Raw genomic sequence first — 16,418 nt, forward strand, 5'->3', positions numbered from 1 at the left:
TACCGTAGGGGGACCAGACAATGCGTGTTGCGATGATCGGTACCGGCTATGTCGGCCTGGTGTCCGGCACCTGCTTTTCCGAATTCGGCCACACGGTTGTCTGCGTCGACAAGAATCCGGAACGGATTGAGGCCCTGCAGAACGGATCGATCCCGATCTTCGAGCCCGGCCTTGAGGATCTGGTCGCCCGCAACGTCAAGGCCGGCCGGCTGTTCTTCACCCAGGATATCAAGGCCGCCGTCGACGGCGCCGATGCGGTGTTCATCGCGGTCGGCACTCCGTCGCGTCGCGGCGACGGCGAGGCGGACCTGTCCTATGTCTATGCCGCGGCTGGCGAGATCGCCGCGGCGATGACCCGCTATACCCTGGTGGTTACCAAGTCGACGGTGCCGGTCGGCACCGGCCGCGAGGTCGAGCGGATCATCCGCACCGCCCGCCCGGACGCCGATTTCGAGGTTGCCTCCAACCCGGAATTCCTGCGCGAGGGTGCCGCGATCGAAGATTTCATGCGGCCCGACCGCGTGGTCTGTGGCGCCGAGAGCGAGCGGGCCCGCGAGGTGCTGCGCGGCCTGTACCGGCCACTGTATATCAACGAGACACCGATCCTGTTCACCGCCATCGAGACGGCGGAGCTGATCAAGTATGCAGCCAATGCCTTCCTTGCCACCAAGATCACCTTCATCAACGAGATCGCCGATCTGTGCGAGAAGGTGAATGTGAACGTGCAGGATGTTGCCCGCGGTATCGGTCTGGACGGCCGCATCGGCGGCAAGTTCCTGCATGCCGGGCCGGGCTATGGCGGCTCCTGCTTTCCGAAGGATACCCAGGCACTGGTGGCAACGGGCCGCAAATATGAAGCGCCACTGCGCATCGTCGAGACCGTGGTCGATGTCAACGACCGCCGCAAGCGGCAGATGGCCGAGAAAATCGTCGCTGCCTGCAGTGGCAGCGTGCGGGGCAAGACCATTGCCGTGCTCGGCCTGACCTTCAAGCCAGAAACCGACGACATGCGCGACAGTCCCAGCCTCGAGATCGTGCCGGCCCTGCAGGCGGCCGGCGCCACGGTGCGGGCCTATGACCCGGAAGGCATGGGTGAGGCAAAGAAGCTGCTGAACGGCGTGGTCTGGTGCGACGACACCTATGCCGCTGCCAGCGGGGCCGACGCACTGGTCATCATCACGGAGTGGAACCAGTTCCGCGCCCTCGATCTCGGCCGCCTGAAGGGGCTGCTCAGCCAGCCGCTGATCGTCGATCTGCGCAACATCTACAAGCCCGCCGAAATGCAGCAGGCCGGCTTTGCCTATCACTCGGTCGGGCGACCGCCGGTCAGGACCTAGGCCGCGCCCGCAGCGGCAGTGCATACCAGGCCAGCGTCGCCGCCAGCAGGGCCGCCAGCAGACCGAAGGACCACTGATAAGCAGCCGCCGGGTAGCGCCCGTCGGCCGTCTGCGGCCACAGGTCGATGATCCAGCCGATACCGGCCTGGATGACGAAGGTCAGCCCGAACACCACGGCATTCAGCAGGGCGTTGACCCGGCCGGATTTCTCCACCGGGAAATCCGCGCTGCTGATCGGGTAGGCCAGCACGGTGGTCAGGCAGGTCAGGCCGAAGGCCACCCACAGCAGCGGGCTGGCCGGAAACAGGCCGGCGGCCACCACCACAAGGCAGACCACATACAGCGCCGTGGTCCAGATCATCGTCTGCGCCAGGGTTACGCCCAGCCGCTGCAGCCGGTCGGCCATGATGCCGTTCAGCGTGAACCCTGCAGTCAGGGCTACGGCCAGTACCAGCTGGATTTCTGCAGCCGCGCCCTGGCCGAGGCCGCCGACATCGCGCAGATAGGGACCACTCCACAGGGTCTGGATTGCCATGCCGCTGCCCATGCCGACCACTGAAACCGGCGCCAGTTTCAGGAAGCGGATATCGGCAAGCAGGCTGCCGAAATCACGCAGCTGGGCCGCGAGGCCCGGGCCGTCATGGCCGGGGCGGGCCTCGTCCGGCACGGCCAGGAAGATGAAGATGGCGGACAGCACGGAGAGGGCGGCCAGGACCCAGAACAGCGCCGGCCAGCCTGCCACCTGCAGACCCCATTCCACCGGCACGGTGGCGGCCAGCGCGCCGAGGCCGCCGGCCGTCATGAAGGCGCCATTGGCCAGCGCCCAGCGTTCGCGCGGCAGCCATATGGCGATGGCCTTCATGGCACTCATCAGACCGCCGGCGACGCCAAGCCCGATCAGGGCGCGCGACAGCGCCAGCATCGGCAGGCTGTCGGCCGAGGCAAAGGCAACGGCCCCCAGTGCCGCAATCAGCATCAGCCCGGCCTGCACCCGCGGCGGCCCGAAGCGGTCGAGCAGGATGCCTACCGGCAGCTGGGCGGCTGCAAACGTGACGAAGTAGGCCGCGGTCAGCACACCGAGATCGCCGGCGCCGATGCCCAGATCGGCCTGCAGGTTCGGTGCGATCACGGCATTCACGCTGCGGAACAGGTAGGACAGGAAGTAGCCGCAGGCGAAGGGAAACAACACGCGGCCGGCGACGAAGGCCGTGCCGGGATTCACGGGGACAGGCATTTCCTCGAACTCTTTTTGTCGTTACGAGACGGTATGCAGTTGTATAGCAGTGCTTTTGCCCGGGAGCGAGAATTCGCCAAGCGGGGTGCTGGTGATGCCGGCCGGCGGCGGTGCCACGGCAAGGGCCTCCGCCGAGGCGATGGTGGCATGGGCCGGCAGGGTCTTGGCGAGCTGTTCGATCCGCGCCGTGGTGTTGATGGTGTCGCCCAGCAGCACGATCTCGCGTTTGACCTCGCCCATTTCACCGGTCACCACCTCGCCGGCATGCAGCACGGCGCGGAATTGCGGGGCGACGCCGAATTCCTTCAGGTAGCTGTCGCGCAGGCTTTCCATCCGGGTATGGGCAGCAATGACGGCGGCGAAGGCCCCGGACGGATCACGGCTGCCATCCAGCGGCCAGGTGACGATCATCTCGTCGCCGACATATTTATGGACCACGCCGCGCCAGGCCAGGACCGGCTCGGTCAGGTCGCTGAAAAACCGGTTCAGCAGGCGGTGAAAGGCAAGGTCGCCGATCCGTTCGGCAATCGCGGTCGAACCGCGCATGTCGAAGAAGACGAACAGGCGCCGTTCCCGTCTTGGCCGATGATACCGTCCGCGCAGCATGTCGCGCAGCACACCGGGGCCGAGCAGCTGCGACATCTCGATCATGAACGAGAACAGGATGGCGAACAGCAGGGAGGCAGCCACCGTGATGATCGTGGTCTGGTTGAATCCGGTGCCGGGGTCGCCGGCAATCGGTACCAGCCGGCCACCCAGCCAGATGCTGCCGAGGATAACTGCCGTGTAATAGACGCCCTTGAGCAGGACGAGAGACAGGAAGGGCAGGCTGCGCAGACCGCCGCGGCCGGTATTGACCAGGAAAATGTCGAAGCCGCCGATCAGGCCGCCGATCAGCAGGCCTGTCACGATTCCCCGCAGCGTCCCCAGGACGATATCCGTCAGCATTTCGGGTGTAGCATCGCCACGGGACAGGGTGTAGGTGATAACGCCGCCATATACCGCCCCGGCCATGGCGGAGATGATCAGCACATAGGCCAGGATCATGCGGCGGCGGCGTTTCAGGCTGGGCGTGATCATCGGACGGGCCGGGTGGCTGGGGATGCCGCCATCATAGGAAAGCCAGCCGGCCCGGCAAGCGGGCCGAAGGGCGGGCAGACAAAAATGAAACCGCCGCGGTGACGGCAGTCACCGCGGCGGCGGATCATCAGGGCAGAGGCGTGCTCAGCCGGCGTCGGGCGAGACCACGGAGCAGGTAACCTTTTCCCGCTTCAGCTTCTGGCAGGCGGTGCGGGCATCGGCCTCGGACAGGCCGGTCATGCGGGCACGGTAAAGGGTGGTCTTGCCATCTTCCACCGGCTCGACCAGCGGCTCGGCCTCGGGCAGCTTGCCGCGGACCTTGTTGAGCAGCTTCTCGGCCGAGGCGGGGCGGCGGAAGGCGCCGAGCTGCACGGCCCAGTCGCCGATGGCGGCCTCGGCGGCGTCGGGCTTGCGTGCCGGCCGGGGTGCGGAATGTCCGGTCGATGCCTCGGCACTCGAGATCAGGCCGAAGCTGGTATCGTCGCGGCCCTTTTTCTCTGCCAGCACGGTGGCAGGGACGTCGCCGACCTTGCTGAAGCCGATATCCAGCAGCTGGACCATCCGGTTGTCGCGGGCCTTGACGCTGCTGCCGCCGAAAATGACGGCAACGATGCGGTGGCCGTCGCGTTTCGCCGAGGCGACCAGATTGAAGCCCGAAGCGGCGATATAGCCGGTCTTGATGCCGTCAGCGCCTTCATAGCGCTTCAGGATGTGATTGTGGTTCGGGAAGACCGCATCCTTCCATTCGAACTCGGCGGTCGAGAAATAGGTATAGTAGGACTTGTGGTCCTTGATCAGGGCGATGCCCAGCCGCGCCATGTCGCGCGCCGTGCTCTTCTGGGCCCGGTTCGGCAGGCCCGAGGCATTCTTGAACACGGTGCTGGTCATGCCCAGCTCACGGGCCCGCTTGGTCATCATCGCCGCGAACTTGCTTTCGGTGCCGCCCATGGCCTCGGCCAGCACCACGGATGCGTTGTTGGCAGACTTGGTGATGGCGGCGAGGATGGCGTCGCGCACGGTGATGGTCTGGCCGGCACGCAGTCCGATGCCATAGGGCTGCGCGGCGGCATGGGCCGAGACCGGCAGGGACTGGTTCATTTTCAGGCGCCCGTCCTTCAGCGCATCGAACGCCATGTACAGCGTCATCATCTTGGTCAGTGATGCGGGGTAGCGCTGTTCGTCGGCATCCTGGGCATGCAGGACGCGGCCGGTATCGGCATCCACCACCAGGGCAGAATAGCTGGCGGCCCGCACTGCAGCCGGCAGCGTCACAAGCAGGGCCGCAATGAAACAGATTGTTACGGTTGCGGGCAGAATCCGCCCCAGCGTTGCGGCGACAAGCCTCATTGCATCCCTACCACGGTTGCGCTTGTAATCGGGTGCGACCGGGTTCCCCCCAGGACGCGAATCAGTTTCAGGATATTAACCATGCTTCCTCTTGTCTAGCCTAATGTGTACTAACAAGTTGAATCTGCATGGATTCGCGGAAAACCGCAGCAACATCAAATCGTGGATGGCAGACTAAGATGCGCAGTCTTAACAAAACGTTGTTGCTGGCTTTTGCCCTGGCAGCAGGGCTTGGCGGCTGTGCTGCCGTCGGGCCGACCGATGATCCGATCCTGCGCAGCCTGACCTGGGAGCGATATGTCGGCGGCGACGATCTCGACCGGGGCTGCGTGGCGGGGCAGCCGCCGCGTTACCGGCTGGTCTACAACGCGGTCGAAAGCGAGCAGCGGCGGACATACGACATCACCGGCGTGGCTGACGGCGGCGGCATGCTTGAGGTGCGGGTGATCGGCCGCCCGAACCTGAATGACCGGCTGAACCCGATCAGCCTGCGCGATCCGCTGGCGCCCTGGCGGGGGCAGTCGGCGCTGTATCGGCTCGGTGCCGGCGAGCTGGCGGGCATTGCAGCGGTGCTGGAGGATGTTGGGTTTGGCGCCCGGGCTCCGGACGGGCTTTTCCTGCGCGGGGACAGCTTCTACTGGACGGCGGCATCCTGCCTGGACGGCGCCTTTCACTTTCATGCATGGTCCCGCGAGGGTGGGGCAGATGGTTTCGACAGGGTAACTTCGCGGCTGTTGGCGGCGCTGGCGCCGTTCGACCGCACCGGGGTTGCGGTCTATCAGCCGCGCGAGCTGCCATTGCCACCCTACAGCACGTATTTCAACGAAACGGCAGCTGATCGCAGCCGCGAAATTCCACACCGTTTTCAGGTTGGCAGGAACGGCCTGCGTTATTCCCAGGGGACAGTTAACTGACCGAAATACAATCAGTTAACTGATATTCCGCGCCCGGATATGTAAATTTGTGCGGCGCAAAAAAAACTGTTTGACGGGACAGCCTTGGGTTGGTATAAAAACAATGTTGCAGCGCAGCATTTTTCTAGCCGCCCCCGCTTAGCGGGTCCGGCCCGTTACCCACCGGACAAGCAAGGACGAGATTCCCCATGGCTACCAAGACCACCAAGACCAAAGCTGAAGGCGAAACCGCCGAGATCCTGAATGGCAACCCCTATGAGGCTGTGATGTTCGCGTCGAAAGAACAGATGGACAAGGCCATGAAGGCCGGCACCGAAGCCGTCGAGAAGGCCTTTGCGATGAGCAAGGACCGCTTCGAGGCGGCCGTGAAGAGCGTCGATGACGCCGCCAAGCTGGGCAAGGATCAGGTTGAAGCCGTTGTCACGGCGGGCAATCTGGCCAGCAAGGGCTTCGAGAGCATCAATGCCGAGATCATGGCCTTCACCAAGGCGCAGATCGAAGACAGCATCTCCGCCGCCAAGGCGATGATGGGGGTGAAGACCCTGCAGGAACTGATCGAACTGCAGAACGACTTCGCCAAGAGCGCCTTCGAGGCCTATACCGCCCACACCACCAAGGTGAGCGAGGTGGCCACCAAGACCGCGCAGGACGCCTTCGCCCCGATCAATGCCCAGCTCCAGGTCGCCGTCGAGAAGATGGTGAAGCCGCTGGCCGCCTGAATCGGCCGGAGCACAGTTTTCGGGTCTCCGGACCCGCTGTAACAGTAGCGTCCCCAGATAGCAGCGTATGACAGCCCGGCCCCTGTGGCCGGGCTCTTTTTTTGCGCCGGGGGTGCTGGTATTTTTTTACCCGGAGGCCATATCATTGACTTAAGCGCTTCTGGCAACAGGGGGGCTCCGGCAGTTGGGTATCGAGGCATGAGCGAACGGGATGGACGTGACGGACGCGGGCGGACCGAAGTCGGCGTGGTCACCAAGACCCGGCCGAAGACGCAGAAGCCGCCAATGTACAAGGTGCTTCTGCTGAACGACGATTACACGCCCATGGAGTTCGTCGTTCACGTGCTGGAGCGCTTTTTCAGCAAGCCGCGGGAAGAAGCCACGCGGATCATGCTGCATGTGCATCAGAAGGGGGTCGGCCTCTGTGGTGTCTTCACCTACGAGGTGGCCGAGACCAAGGTGACGCAGGTGATCGATTTCGCACGGCAGCACCAGCATCCGCTGCAATGCACCATGGAACGGGACTAGAGTATCGCACTGGCCGGTCGGGCAGAGTTTTCGCAACCTCGATCGAGGAGGCAGTAGGGCATGGCATCTTTCTCGCGCACACTGGAGCAGACGCTCCACAGGGCCCTGTCGCTGGCCGGAGCCAAGAAGCATGAATTCGCCACGCTGGAACACCTGCTGTTCGCCCTGACCGAAGATCAGGATGCGATTGCGGTGATGCGGGCCTGCAATGTCGATGTCGACAAGTTGCGCGAACGGGTCGGCGCCTTCATCGACGAGGATTTGCGCGGGCTGGTGGTTGGCGTGGTGCAGGATGCCAAGCCGACGCTCAGCTTCCAGCGCGCCGTGCAGCGCGCCCTGTTTCATGTGCAGTCGTCTGGCCGCGAGGAGGTGACCGGCGCCAATGTGCTGGTCGCCATTTTCTCCGAGCGGGAGAGTCATGCCGTGCATTTCCTGCAGGAGCAGGACATGACCCGGCTGGATGCCGTCAGCTATATCAGCCATGGCGTTGCCAAGGCACCGGGCCGTGGCGACCGCCGTGCGGTGCGCGGTGCCGACAGCGATGTCGAGCAGCGTGCCGAGCGGGCGGAACGCACCGACCGCGATCGCAATGCCGGCAAGGAAAAGGAGGCGCTGGGCGCCTACTGCGTCAATCTCAATGAGAAGGCCAAGGCCGGCAAGATCGACACCCTGGTCGGCCGCGAAGCCGAGATCGAGCGCACCATCCAGATTCTGTGCCGCCGCACCAAAAACAATCCGCTCTATGTCGGCGATCCCGGTGTCGGCAAGACGGCCATCGCCGAGGGGCTGGCCCTGCGAATCGTGCGCGGCGAGGTGCCGGCGGTGCTGCAGCAGGCGGTGATCTATGCTCTCGATATGGGCAGCCTGCTGGCCGGCACGCGCTATCGCGGCGATTTCGAGGAACGCCTGAAGCAGGTGATGCAGGAGCTGGAGAGCCAGCCGGGCTCGATCCTGTTCATCGACGAGATGCATACCGTGATCGGCGCCGGCGCCACCTCGGGCGGCGCCATGGATGCCTCCAACCTGCTGAAGCCGGCACTGGCTTCCGGCGCCCTGCGCTGCATCGGTTCGACGACCTACAAGGAATTCCGGTCCTACATCGAGAAGGACCGCGCCCTGCTGCGGCGGTTCCAGAAGATCGATGTCAGCGAGCCGTCGCCCTCCGATGCGATCAAGATTCTCAAGGGGATCAAGGGGTATTACGAGGAGCATCACGGTGTCCGCTACACCGAGGATGCGATCAAGGCCGCCGTCGAACTTTCGGCCAAGTACATCAACGACCGCAAGCTGCCCGACAAGGCGATCGACGTGATCGACGAAGTCGGCGCCGCCGAGCTGCTGAAGCCGGAAAGCCGTCGCCGCAAGACCATCGGCGTGAAGGAGATCGAGGCGATTGTGGCCAAGATCGCCCGCATTCCACCAAAATCGGTCTCGCGCGAGGACAAGGAATCCCTGCGCAACCTGGACGCCGAGCTGAAGCGGGTGGTCTATGGCCAGGACAAGGCTATCGAGGCCCTGTCCAGCGCGATCAAGCTGGCCCGGGCCGGCCTGCGCGAGCCGGAGAAGCCGATCGGCAACTACCTGTTTTCAGGGCCGACCGGTGTCGGCAAGACCGAGGTGGCGCGCCAGCTGGCGACCATCATGGGCGTCGAGCTGATCCGTTTCGACATGTCGGAATACATGGAGCGGCACAGCGTGTCGCGCCTGATCGGCGCGCCGCCGGGCTATGTCGGTTTCGACCAGGGCGGCCTGCTGACCGATGCGGTCGACCAGCATCCGCATTGCGTGCTGCTGCTCGACGAGATCGAGAAGGCCCATGGCGACCTGTTCAACATCCTGCTGCAGGTGATGGATCACGGCAAGCTGACCGACAATAACGGCAAGCATGTCGATTTCCGCAACGTCGTGCTGATCATGACCACCAATGCCGGCGCATCGGAAATGACCAAGCAGGCCATCGGTTTCGGCCGCGGCATCAAGGAAGGCGAGGACGAGGAAGCGATCAAAAAGCTGTTCACGCCGGAATTCCGCAATCGTCTGGATGCGGTGATTCCCTTCGCGCCGCTGTCGCCGGACGTGATCAACCGTGTGGTTGACAAGTTCGTCGCCCAGCTGGAAGGCCAGCTTGCCGATCGCAACGTCACCATCGCGCTCAGCGACGAGGCGCGCCTGTGGCTGGCCGAGCGTGGCTATGACAAGCTGTACGGCGCCCGGCCGCTTGGCCGCGTGATCCAGGAGAATATCAAGAAGCCGCTGGCCGACGAGTTGCTGTTCGGGCAGCTGGTCAAGGGCGGCCATATCCTGGTCAAGGTGGAAGACGGCAAGCTCACTTTCGAGATCACCGCCGAAAAGGGGCGGGCCGAGAAGAGCGGCAAGGTACCGGAATACGCCGGCTGACACTGCCCGGGGTCTCTTTCGGGAGCCCCCGGGGCAGCCCATAGACACTTCTCAGACGTGTAATTAAAGTTGCGGCAATGTGACGCGGCCGGATTCATGGTGGCGTCCACATAAGAACCGCACGCAAGTGCATGCATGTCTGACAGGAGGCATAATCCATGGCCGTTATCCGTTTGAAAGCCGCGCTTCTCGCGGGGGCTTTCATGCTGGCCGCACCCATGGCCACCAGCGACGCGTTCGCCCAGGCTAAGACCCTGCGCTGGGCCAGCCAGGGCGACTACCTGACAATGGATCCGCACAGCCAGAACGAGGGGCTGACCCGTACCGGCAGCTTCCAGACCTATGAGGGTCTGCTCGGCTACAGTGCCGATCTCAAATTCGTGCCGGCACTGGCCACATCGTGGAAGGCCGTGAACGATACCACCTGGGAATTCAAACTGCGCCAGGGCGTGAAGTTCCATGACGGCTCGCCATTCACGGCCGACGATGTGGTCTTCTCGGTCAAGCGTGCCCAGCATCCGAATTCGGATTTCAAGACCTATATCGCCAGCATTGCCGACGTGAAGAAGGTCGATGAGGCCACCGTCCATGTGGTGACCAGCGGACCGAATCCGATCCTGCCCAACCAGATTGCCAACATCTTCATCATGTCGAAGGCATGGGCGGAAAAGAACAGCGTGGTCGTTCCGCAGTCTTACAAGGACAAGGAGGAGACCTTCGCCGTGCGTAACACAAACGGCACGGGTCCGTTCATGCTGAAGCTGCGCGAGCAGGATGTCCGCACCGTGATGGTGAAGAATCCTGACTGGTGGGGCCTGAAGCAGAATCCGCATAACATCGACGAGATCGTCTACACTCCGGTCAGCACCCCGGCCACCCGCGTGGCCGCGCTGATCTCGGGCCAGCTTGATTTCGTGCTGGATGTTCCGGTGCAGGATGTCGAGCGGGTCAAGCGCTCGCCTGGCCTGCAGGTGAAGAAGACCAACGAGATCCGTTCGATCTTCCTGGGTCTCGATGTCGGCAGCGCCGAGCTGAAATACTCTGATGTGAAAGGCAAGAACCCGCTGGCGGACAAGCGTGTTCGGCAGGCCATGTATCATGCCATCGACATGAATGCGATCGCCCAGAAGGTGATGCGTGGCGACGCCGTGATCGCAGGCATGATTACGTCGCCCGGCGTGCATGGCTATGAGAAGGCGATCGACAAGCGGCTGCCCTATGATGTCGGCAAAGCGAAAGCGCTGCTGAAGGATGCCGGTTATGCGAATGGCTTCGGCATCCGTCTCGACTGCCCGAATGACCGCTATGTCAATGACGAGGGCATCTGCCAGGCGGTGGTCGGCATGCTGGCGCAGGTCGGCATCAAGGTCGAGCTGGTCGCGCAGTCGAAGACCCTGCATTTCCCCAAGCTGCAGAAGAAGGATACCAGCTTCTACATGCTGGGCTGGGGCGTGCCGACCTTCGACTCCCATTATGTGTTCTCGTATCTGGTGCAGACTCCGGACGGCAAGAATGGCGCCTGGAACTTCACCAACTACTCGAACCCGAAGCTGGATGGCATGATCAACGGCATGCTGACCGAACTCGACCAGGCCAAGCGCGACAAGCTGATCGCCGATGCCTGGAAGACGGTCAATGACGAGGTGATCTATCTGCCGCTGCATCACCAGGTTCTGAACTGGGCGATGAGCGACAAGCTCGACATGCCGATCATCGCGGACAACGTGCCGCGCTTCCACTTCGCGAAGCTCAAGTAAGCGGACTGCGCCGAACCTTCGGCCGGGAAACCGGCCGGGGGGATTCGCGCAGGATAAGCCCCATGCTCGGTTACATTGTCGGACGGCTGGCTCAGGCCGCGGTGGTCATGCTCGCGGTGGCGCTGGTCGCATTTCTGCTTTTCAATTACGTTGGCGATCCGATCAACAACATGGTCGGACAGGAAGCCACCACCACTGACCGTGCCGACCTGCGCGAGCAGCTCGGACTGAACGATCCGGCAATCGTCCAGTTCGGCCGGTTTCTCTTCAATGCGGCCGAAGGCAATTTCGGCCTGTCCTACCGGCTCAAGCGGCCGGTGGCGGTGCTGATCCAGGAACGCCTGCCGGCGACACTGGAGCTGGTATTCCTGTCGGCGCTGATCGCCATGGCACTGGGGCTGCCGCTCGGGGTATATACCGCGCTGCGCCGCGATGGCTGGCTCAGCCGGGTGATCCTCACCTCCAGCCTGGTGGGCGTGTCGCTGCCGACCTTCGTGATTGGTATCGGTCTGATCTACCTGTTCTCCGTCCAGTTCGACCTGCTGCCCAGCTTCGGTCGCGGCGAAGTGGTGCGGCTTGGCTGGTGGAGTACGGGTTTCCTCACGGCTTCCGGCTGGGCGGCGATCGTGATGCCGGCCATTACGCTCAGCCTGTACCAGATGACGCTGATCCTGAGGCTGGTCCGCACAGAAATGCTCGAAGTGCTGCGCACCGACTATGTCAGGTTCGCCCGTGCCCGCGGGCTCAGCAACCGCGCGGTGCATTTCCGTCATGCCCTCAAGAACACCATGATGCCGGTGGTCACCATTATCGGCCTGCAGATCGGCTCGCTGATCGCATTCTCGATCGTGACCGAGACGGTCTTCCAGTGGCCCGGTATGGGATTGCTGTTCATCCAGGCGGTCAGTTTCGCCGATATCCCGGTGATGGCAGCCTATCTGGTGATGGTCGGGTTCATGTTCGTGGCGCTCAATCTGGTGGTCGACCTGGTCTATTTCATGATCGATCCGCGGCTGAGCGGTCCGCGGCGGGCGGGGAAGGCGGCATGACGACGATGCTGGTCACCCTGCGCCGGTGGATTGACGGCGATCTGTTCTACAGCTTCCGGCAGTCTCCTGCCGTGGTCGTTGCTGCAGTCGTTGCCCTGACCATCATCCTGGCTGCCGTTTTTGCGCCGCTGGTATCGCCGTTCAACCCCTTCGATCCCGGTGCGGTACGGTTGATGGATGCCTTCACGCCACCAGCCTGGACGGATGCCGGGCAGGTGCAGTTCCTGCTGGGCACCGACGACCAGGGCCGCGACCTGTTCTCAACCATTCTCTATGGCAGCCGGGTGTCGCTGCTGGTCGGATTCTCGGCCATCGCCTTTGCGGCGATCTTCGGTACGCTGCTGGGTGTGCTGTGCGGCTATGTCGGGGGCTGGCTGGATATTGCCGTCATGCGGCTTGCCGATGTACAGCTGACCATCCCCAGCATCCTGATTGCGTTGATGATCGATGGCGCCGCCCGCACCGCATTGCCACGCGAACTGCATCACGAGATTGCCATCTTCGTTCTGATCTTCGCCATCGGCATTGCCGACTGGCCGCAATTTGCCCGGGTTGCCCGCTCGGCGGCACTGGTCGAGCGGAACCGCGACTATGTTGCCTCGGCCCGCGTCATCGGTCTGCCATCCTGGGCCATCGTGCTGCGCCATGTGCTGCCCAACACGCTGGGACCGGTACTCGTGCTGGCCACGGTGGGCCTCGCGCTGGCGGTGCTGTCGGAGGCGACACTCAGTTTCCTCGGCGTCGGTGTGCCGCCGACCCAGCCCTCGCTCGGCACCCTGATCCGGGTCGGCCAGAGTTTCCTGTTCAGCGGCGAGTGGTGGATCACCTTCTTTCCGGCACTGACCCTGGTTCTGCTGGTGCTGGCGGTGAATGTTCTGGGCGACTGGCTGCGCGACGCGCTGAATCCGAAGCTGCGCTAGTTCGCGGCCTGCCGCGCCGCATTTTCCCAGTAGCGCTGCCTTGCCGGATTGGGCGGCAGGTCGGCCCGGCCTGCGGCATAGAGGGCGGCCAGATCCTGCATGGCGGCAACATAGCCAAGGCGTGCGGCTTGCTCCAGCCACTGCCGTTCCAGCCTGCTGTCCCGGGCCACGCCATCACCGCTGCCATAACGGGTGGCCAGGGCATAGGCCTCGGCTGCATTGCCCAGTTCGGCGGCGCGCCGGGTGGCGTGCAGGGCGCGGGGATGGTCCCTGAGATAGCGGTAGCAGTCCGCCAGCAGCGACCAGGCCTGCACGTGGTCCGGCTGCATGCCGACCACCTGCTCCAGTTCGGCAGCAGCCTGGGCATATTCGTTGATCAATGCGGCATAGCCGGCGAAGCGATAGCGGTATTCGGCGGCTCCGCCGGCAACGGCAATCGCCCGGCGCAGGCTCTGCAGGCCTTCGCCATAGAAGCCGCCGGCAAAATAAGCCTGGCCGAGCAGGGCATGCAGTTCGGGGTCGCGTGGCCGATCCAGCAGCGCATGCTGGCAGGCGGCAGTCAGGCCGCGGGCAGCCTCGTCGCGGCAGCGTGCCAGCCCGTCCTCCGCCGCCGCGCCGTCCGGCAGCGCCGCCGGCAGCGCTATGGCGGCGGCGAGCAGCAGGATGGCAAGGCGGCCCGGCACCGCCATCACAGGCGGGCGCGGATATCCGCCGCCAGCCGGGCGATGCTGTCAGGGTCGCCGGGTGATAGGCTCCAGTTCATCTCGGCATGGTCGCCGAGCCGGCGGGGCAGCACATGGACATGGTAATGCAGCACCGATTGGGCGGCACCACGGCCATTCGCCTGCACGATGTTGATGCCGTCGGGTTGCACGGCGTCCTGCACGGCGGCGGCGATCTTCTTGGCGGTGACGGCCACGGCTGCAACGCTTTCGGCATCAGCGTCATGCAGATTGGCTGCATGACGCTTGCTCAGCACCAGGGCATGGCCGTGGTTGAAGGGATTGATATCCATGATGGCAAAGCTGAGGCTGTCTTCATACAGACTGAAGCTGGTGGCTTCACCGCTGATGATCCTGCAGAAAATGCAGCCGGCATCCTTGTTCATGACCGTTGTCTCCTCCCGTTTGCCGCCAGTCTACCCCGGCGCTGCGCGGGGGGCTATTCGCTTTCCTCCGGCCCATCTTCCTCGGGGTTGGGCCCGGACTGGCGGAAAGGTGAATGCTGGTCGAGCGCATCGATCATGCCGGTCATGTAGTCGCGCTCCTGCTGCAGGTAGCGGTCGACGGCCGCCTGGAAGCCCGGATCGGCCATCCAGTGTACCGAGCGGATCGGCACCGGCAGATAACCGCGGGCCAGCTTGTGCTCGCCCTGGGCGCCGGCCTCGACCCGCTGCAGGCCATGACGGATGGCATAGTCTATGGCCTGGTAATAGCAGCATTCGAAATGCAGGAAGGGATGCTGCTCGATGCAACCCCAGTTGCGGCCATACAGGGCCTCGCGGCCCAGCATGTTCCAGGCGCCGGCGATCCAGCGGCCCTCCCGCCGAGCCATCACCAGCATCACCCGGTCGGCCATGGTCGCCTGCAGCCGACGGAAGAAATCGCGGTTGAGATACGGTCGGCCCCATTTGCGGCTGCCGGTATCCATGTAGAAATCGAAAAAGGCGTCCCAGTGCGCGTCGGTCAGGGCCTCGCCGCTGAGGCATTCGATCCGGATGCCGGCGGCCACCGCCTCGCGGCGTTCCTTGCGGATTGCCTTGCGCTTGCGCGAGGCCAGGGCGGTAAGGAAGGCCTCGAAATCGGCATAGCCGTCATTCTGCCAGTGGAACTGTTCGCCCAGCCGCAGCAGCAGACCGTTCGCCTCCGCCCAGTCGGCCTGCTCTCCGGTAACGAAATTCACATGCAGGGACGACAGGCCGTACCGCGCCGCCAGTTGACGTGCCGCCTGCAGCAGGGCGCCGGCAATCGCCGGCCCGTCGCCACCCGGTGCCACCAGGAAGCGCGGGCCGGTAACCGGTGTGAACGGTACTGCGCTCAGCAGCTTGGGGTAATACTCGCCGCCGGCCCGCGCATAGGCCTCGGCCCAGCCATGGTCGAAGATGTATTCGCCCTGGCTGTGGCCCTTGATATAGAGCGGCAGGCAGCCGATCACATCACCGCCGGCATTCTCAGCCACCAGGTGAACCGGCTGCCAGCCGCTGCGGGGGCTGACGCAGCCGGATTGTTCCAGCGCATCGAGAAAGGCATGGGTGACGAACGGATTGTCGACGACGCCATCTGCATTGCCGGCACAGTGGTCCCAGTCGGCAGCCGGCAGCTCGGCAATGCGCTCCAGCGTACGGATCGTGATGGTTGCGCCTGTGTCCGTCGCTGCCGTCATGCCGCCGTCGAAAGATCCTCGAAGATCACATTGTCGGCATGGGCCGCTGCGCGGGCGCGCTCGGCCGGGCTGCGCACGGTCCAGCTCAGGATCGGCAGGCCACGCCGTCGCGCCGCCGCGGTAATCTCGGAGGGCAGGTCGCGCACGTCATAGGCAAGAAAATCCGGGTCGCCGTATCCCGTCATCAGGGCCCGTTTCAGCTGCAGCCTGGTGAACCAGCCGAGCCCCTTGGTCATGCTGGCCAGATCGGTCGCGATCTGGCCGCGCACGATTTCCGGCGCATTTTTCTGGAACCATTTCACCGTACGCGGGCTGAAGGACTGCACCACGAAGGGGCCTGGATAATGCTGCAGCATCTTCGCCACGCTGGCCTCGAGCAGGCCGGCAGGCTCGCCCTTGTCTTTCTTGATTTCGACCACCAGCGGCACCTGGCCCTTCACCTGATCGAGCAGGTCGCGGAAGCTGGGTACGGTCTCCGTCGTTCCCAGGATGGTCAGCCCGCGCAGTTCGGCCAGCGGCATCCGCTGCACGATGCCATCGCGGCCACAGAGTCTTTTCAGGTCGGCATCGTGGAACACCGCCACCTGGTTGTCGCCGGTCAGCCGCACGTCCATCTCGATCGCATAGCCGGCATCAATGGCGGCCTGGAAGGCGGCTCGTGAATTTTCCGGGATGCCTTTGGCAAGGTCGTGCAGGCCGCGGTGCGCCACCGGGGTTTTGGTCAGCCATTGCGGGGAAGTGCGGCGGCTCATGG

Annotated in this window: 15 protein-coding genes; 8 read left to right on the forward strand and 7 right to left on the reverse strand. The window is 64.0% G+C overall.

Annotation, left to right across the window (positions count from 1 at the left end; all coding sequences use genetic code 11):
* The first annotated feature begins 20 nt into the window (after positions 1-20).
* Positions 21-1,337, forward strand: a complete 1,317-nt coding sequence (locus tag ACEQZY_RS14225) for a UDP-glucose/GDP-mannose dehydrogenase family protein (RefSeq protein WP_341702978.1) — start codon at positions 21-23, stop codon at positions 1,335-1,337.
* Here ACEQZY_RS14225 and ACEQZY_RS14230 read toward each other — a convergent pair.
* From ACEQZY_RS14230 to ACEQZY_RS14240, 3 genes are all read right to left on the reverse strand, one after another.
* Positions 1,327-2,571 (reverse strand): nitrate/nitrite transporter, encoded by a 1,245-nt coding sequence (locus tag ACEQZY_RS14230; protein WP_370155325.1) that lies wholly within the window; start codon positions 2,569-2,571, stop codon positions 1,327-1,329. The genes ACEQZY_RS14225 and ACEQZY_RS14230 overlap by 11 nt on opposite strands.
* Positions 2,572-2,592: 21 nt before the next feature.
* Positions 2,593-3,651, reverse strand: a complete 1,059-nt coding sequence (locus ACEQZY_RS14235; protein ID WP_370155327.1) for an adenylate/guanylate cyclase domain-containing protein — start codon at positions 3,649-3,651, stop codon at positions 2,593-2,595.
* A gap of 144 nt (positions 3,652-3,795) precedes the next feature.
* Positions 3,796-4,998: a D-alanyl-D-alanine carboxypeptidase gene (locus ACEQZY_RS14240; protein WP_341702981.1), complete on the reverse strand. Its 1,203-nt coding sequence runs from the start codon at positions 4,996-4,998 to the stop codon at positions 3,796-3,798.
* 128 nt (positions 4,999-5,126) lie between these two features.
* Between ACEQZY_RS14240 and ACEQZY_RS14245 the strand changes: the two genes are divergently transcribed.
* From ACEQZY_RS14245 to ACEQZY_RS14275, 7 genes are all read left to right on the forward strand, one after another.
* Positions 5,127-5,912, forward strand: a complete 786-nt coding sequence (locus ACEQZY_RS14245; RefSeq protein WP_370155330.1) for a hypothetical protein — start codon at positions 5,127-5,129, stop codon at positions 5,910-5,912.
* Between the two features lie 188 nt (positions 5,913-6,100).
* Complete coding sequence (locus ACEQZY_RS14250; protein ID WP_341702983.1) at positions 6,101-6,631, forward strand: phasin family protein; 531 nt, start codon at positions 6,101-6,103, stop codon at positions 6,629-6,631.
* Between the two features lie 198 nt (positions 6,632-6,829).
* Positions 6,830-7,159 (forward strand): ATP-dependent Clp protease adapter ClpS, encoded by a 330-nt coding sequence (clpS, locus tag ACEQZY_RS14255; protein WP_341702984.1) that lies wholly within the window; start codon positions 6,830-6,832, stop codon positions 7,157-7,159.
* A gap of 60 nt (positions 7,160-7,219) precedes the next feature.
* Complete coding sequence (gene clpA / locus ACEQZY_RS14260) at positions 7,220-9,556, forward strand: ATP-dependent Clp protease ATP-binding subunit ClpA (RefSeq protein ID WP_370155333.1); 2,337 nt, start codon at positions 7,220-7,222, stop codon at positions 9,554-9,556.
* 203 nt (positions 9,557-9,759) lie between these two features.
* The gene (locus tag ACEQZY_RS14265; protein ID WP_370155335.1) at positions 9,760-11,313 is read left to right on the forward strand and encodes an ABC transporter substrate-binding protein; all 1,554 of its coding nucleotides are present in this window, start codon (positions 9,760-9,762) and stop codon (positions 11,311-11,313) included.
* Positions 11,314-11,375: 62 nt separating this feature from the next.
* The gene (locus ACEQZY_RS14270; protein WP_341702987.1) at positions 11,376-12,362 is read left to right on the forward strand and encodes an ABC transporter permease; all 987 of its coding nucleotides are present in this window, start codon (positions 11,376-11,378) and stop codon (positions 12,360-12,362) included.
* Entirely contained in the window at positions 12,359-13,282 is a 924-nt protein-coding gene (locus ACEQZY_RS14275; RefSeq protein ID WP_341702988.1) for an ABC transporter permease, read from the forward strand. The genes ACEQZY_RS14270 and ACEQZY_RS14275 overlap by 4 nt, the downstream gene beginning before the upstream one ends.
* On the opposite strand, the gene ACEQZY_RS14280 is transcribed toward ACEQZY_RS14275, so the two are convergent.
* Genes ACEQZY_RS14280 through ACEQZY_RS14295 form a run of 4 tightly spaced genes read right to left on the reverse strand, consistent with a single transcriptional unit; the run spans position 13,279 to position 16,416 of the window.
* Positions 13,279-13,974, reverse strand: a complete 696-nt coding sequence (locus tag ACEQZY_RS14280) for a hypothetical protein (protein ID WP_370155338.1) — start codon at positions 13,972-13,974, stop codon at positions 13,279-13,281. The two genes, ACEQZY_RS14275 and ACEQZY_RS14280, sit on opposite strands and share 4 nt — an antisense overlap.
* Entirely contained in the window at positions 13,971-14,390 is a 420-nt protein-coding gene (locus ACEQZY_RS14285) for an HIT family protein (protein ID WP_370155341.1), read from the reverse strand. The genes ACEQZY_RS14280 and ACEQZY_RS14285 overlap by 4 nt, the downstream gene beginning before the upstream one ends.
* Positions 14,391-14,443: 53 nt before the next feature.
* Complete coding sequence (locus ACEQZY_RS14290) at positions 14,444-15,664, reverse strand: GNAT family N-acetyltransferase (protein WP_370155344.1); 1,221 nt, start codon at positions 15,662-15,664, stop codon at positions 14,444-14,446.
* A complete protein-coding gene (locus ACEQZY_RS14295; RefSeq protein WP_341702992.1) occupies positions 15,661-16,416 on the reverse strand; it encodes a glycerophosphodiester phosphodiesterase family protein in 756 nt (251 codons plus the stop codon). The genes ACEQZY_RS14290 and ACEQZY_RS14295 overlap by 4 nt, the downstream gene beginning before the upstream one ends.
* Between the last annotated feature and the right edge of the window lie 2 nt (positions 16,417-16,418).

The organism is Ferrovibrio sp. (assembly GCF_964218355.1).
Classification (GTDB): domain Bacteria; phylum Pseudomonadota; class Alphaproteobacteria; order Ferrovibrionales; family Ferrovibrionaceae; genus Ferrovibrio.

What these genes read in the sequence shown, in the direction of transcription:
- ACEQZY_RS14250 (WP_341702983.1), top strand. Translation starts at nt 6,101, where the DNA reads ATGGCTACCAAGACCACCAAGACCAAAGCTGAAGGCGAAACCGCCGAG.
- ACEQZY_RS14285 (WP_370155341.1), bottom strand. Translation starts at nt 14,390, where the DNA reads ATGAACAAGGATGCCGGCTGCATTTTCTGCAGGATCATCAGCGGTGAA.
- ACEQZY_RS14270 (WP_341702987.1), top strand. Translation starts at nt 11,376, where the DNA reads ATGCTCGGTTACATTGTCGGACGGCTGGCTCAGGCCGCGGTGGTCATG.
- ACEQZY_RS14245 (WP_370155330.1), top strand. Translation starts at nt 5,127, where the DNA reads ATGGATTCGCGGAAAACCGCAGCAACATCAAATCGTGGATGGCAGACT.
- ACEQZY_RS14290 (WP_370155344.1), bottom strand. Translation starts at nt 15,664, where the DNA reads ATGACGGCAGCGACGGACACAGGCGCAACCATCACGATCCGTACGCTG.
- ACEQZY_RS14295 (WP_341702992.1), bottom strand. Translation starts at nt 16,416, where the DNA reads ATGAGCCGCCGCACTTCCCCGCAATGGCTGACCAAAACCCCGGTGGCG.
- ACEQZY_RS14265 (WP_370155335.1), top strand. Translation starts at nt 9,760, where the DNA reads ATGCTGGCCGCACCCATGGCCACCAGCGACGCGTTCGCCCAGGCTAAG.
- ACEQZY_RS14235 (WP_370155327.1), bottom strand. Translation starts at nt 3,651, where the DNA reads ATGATCACGCCCAGCCTGAAACGCCGCCGCCGCATGATCCTGGCCTAT.
- clpS (WP_341702984.1), top strand. Translation starts at nt 6,830, where the DNA reads ATGAGCGAACGGGATGGACGTGACGGACGCGGGCGGACCGAAGTCGGC.
- clpA (WP_370155333.1), top strand. Translation starts at nt 7,220, where the DNA reads ATGGCATCTTTCTCGCGCACACTGGAGCAGACGCTCCACAGGGCCCTG.
- ACEQZY_RS14240 (WP_341702981.1), bottom strand. Translation starts at nt 4,998, where the DNA reads ATGAGGCTTGTCGCCGCAACGCTGGGGCGGATTCTGCCCGCAACCGTA.
- ACEQZY_RS14275 (WP_341702988.1), top strand. Translation starts at nt 12,359, where the DNA reads ATGACGACGATGCTGGTCACCCTGCGCCGGTGGATTGACGGCGATCTG.
- ACEQZY_RS14230 (WP_370155325.1), bottom strand. Translation starts at nt 2,571, where the DNA reads ATGCCTGTCCCCGTGAATCCCGGCACGGCCTTCGTCGCCGGCCGCGTG.
- ACEQZY_RS14225 (WP_341702978.1), top strand. Translation starts at nt 21, where the DNA reads ATGCGTGTTGCGATGATCGGTACCGGCTATGTCGGCCTGGTGTCCGGC.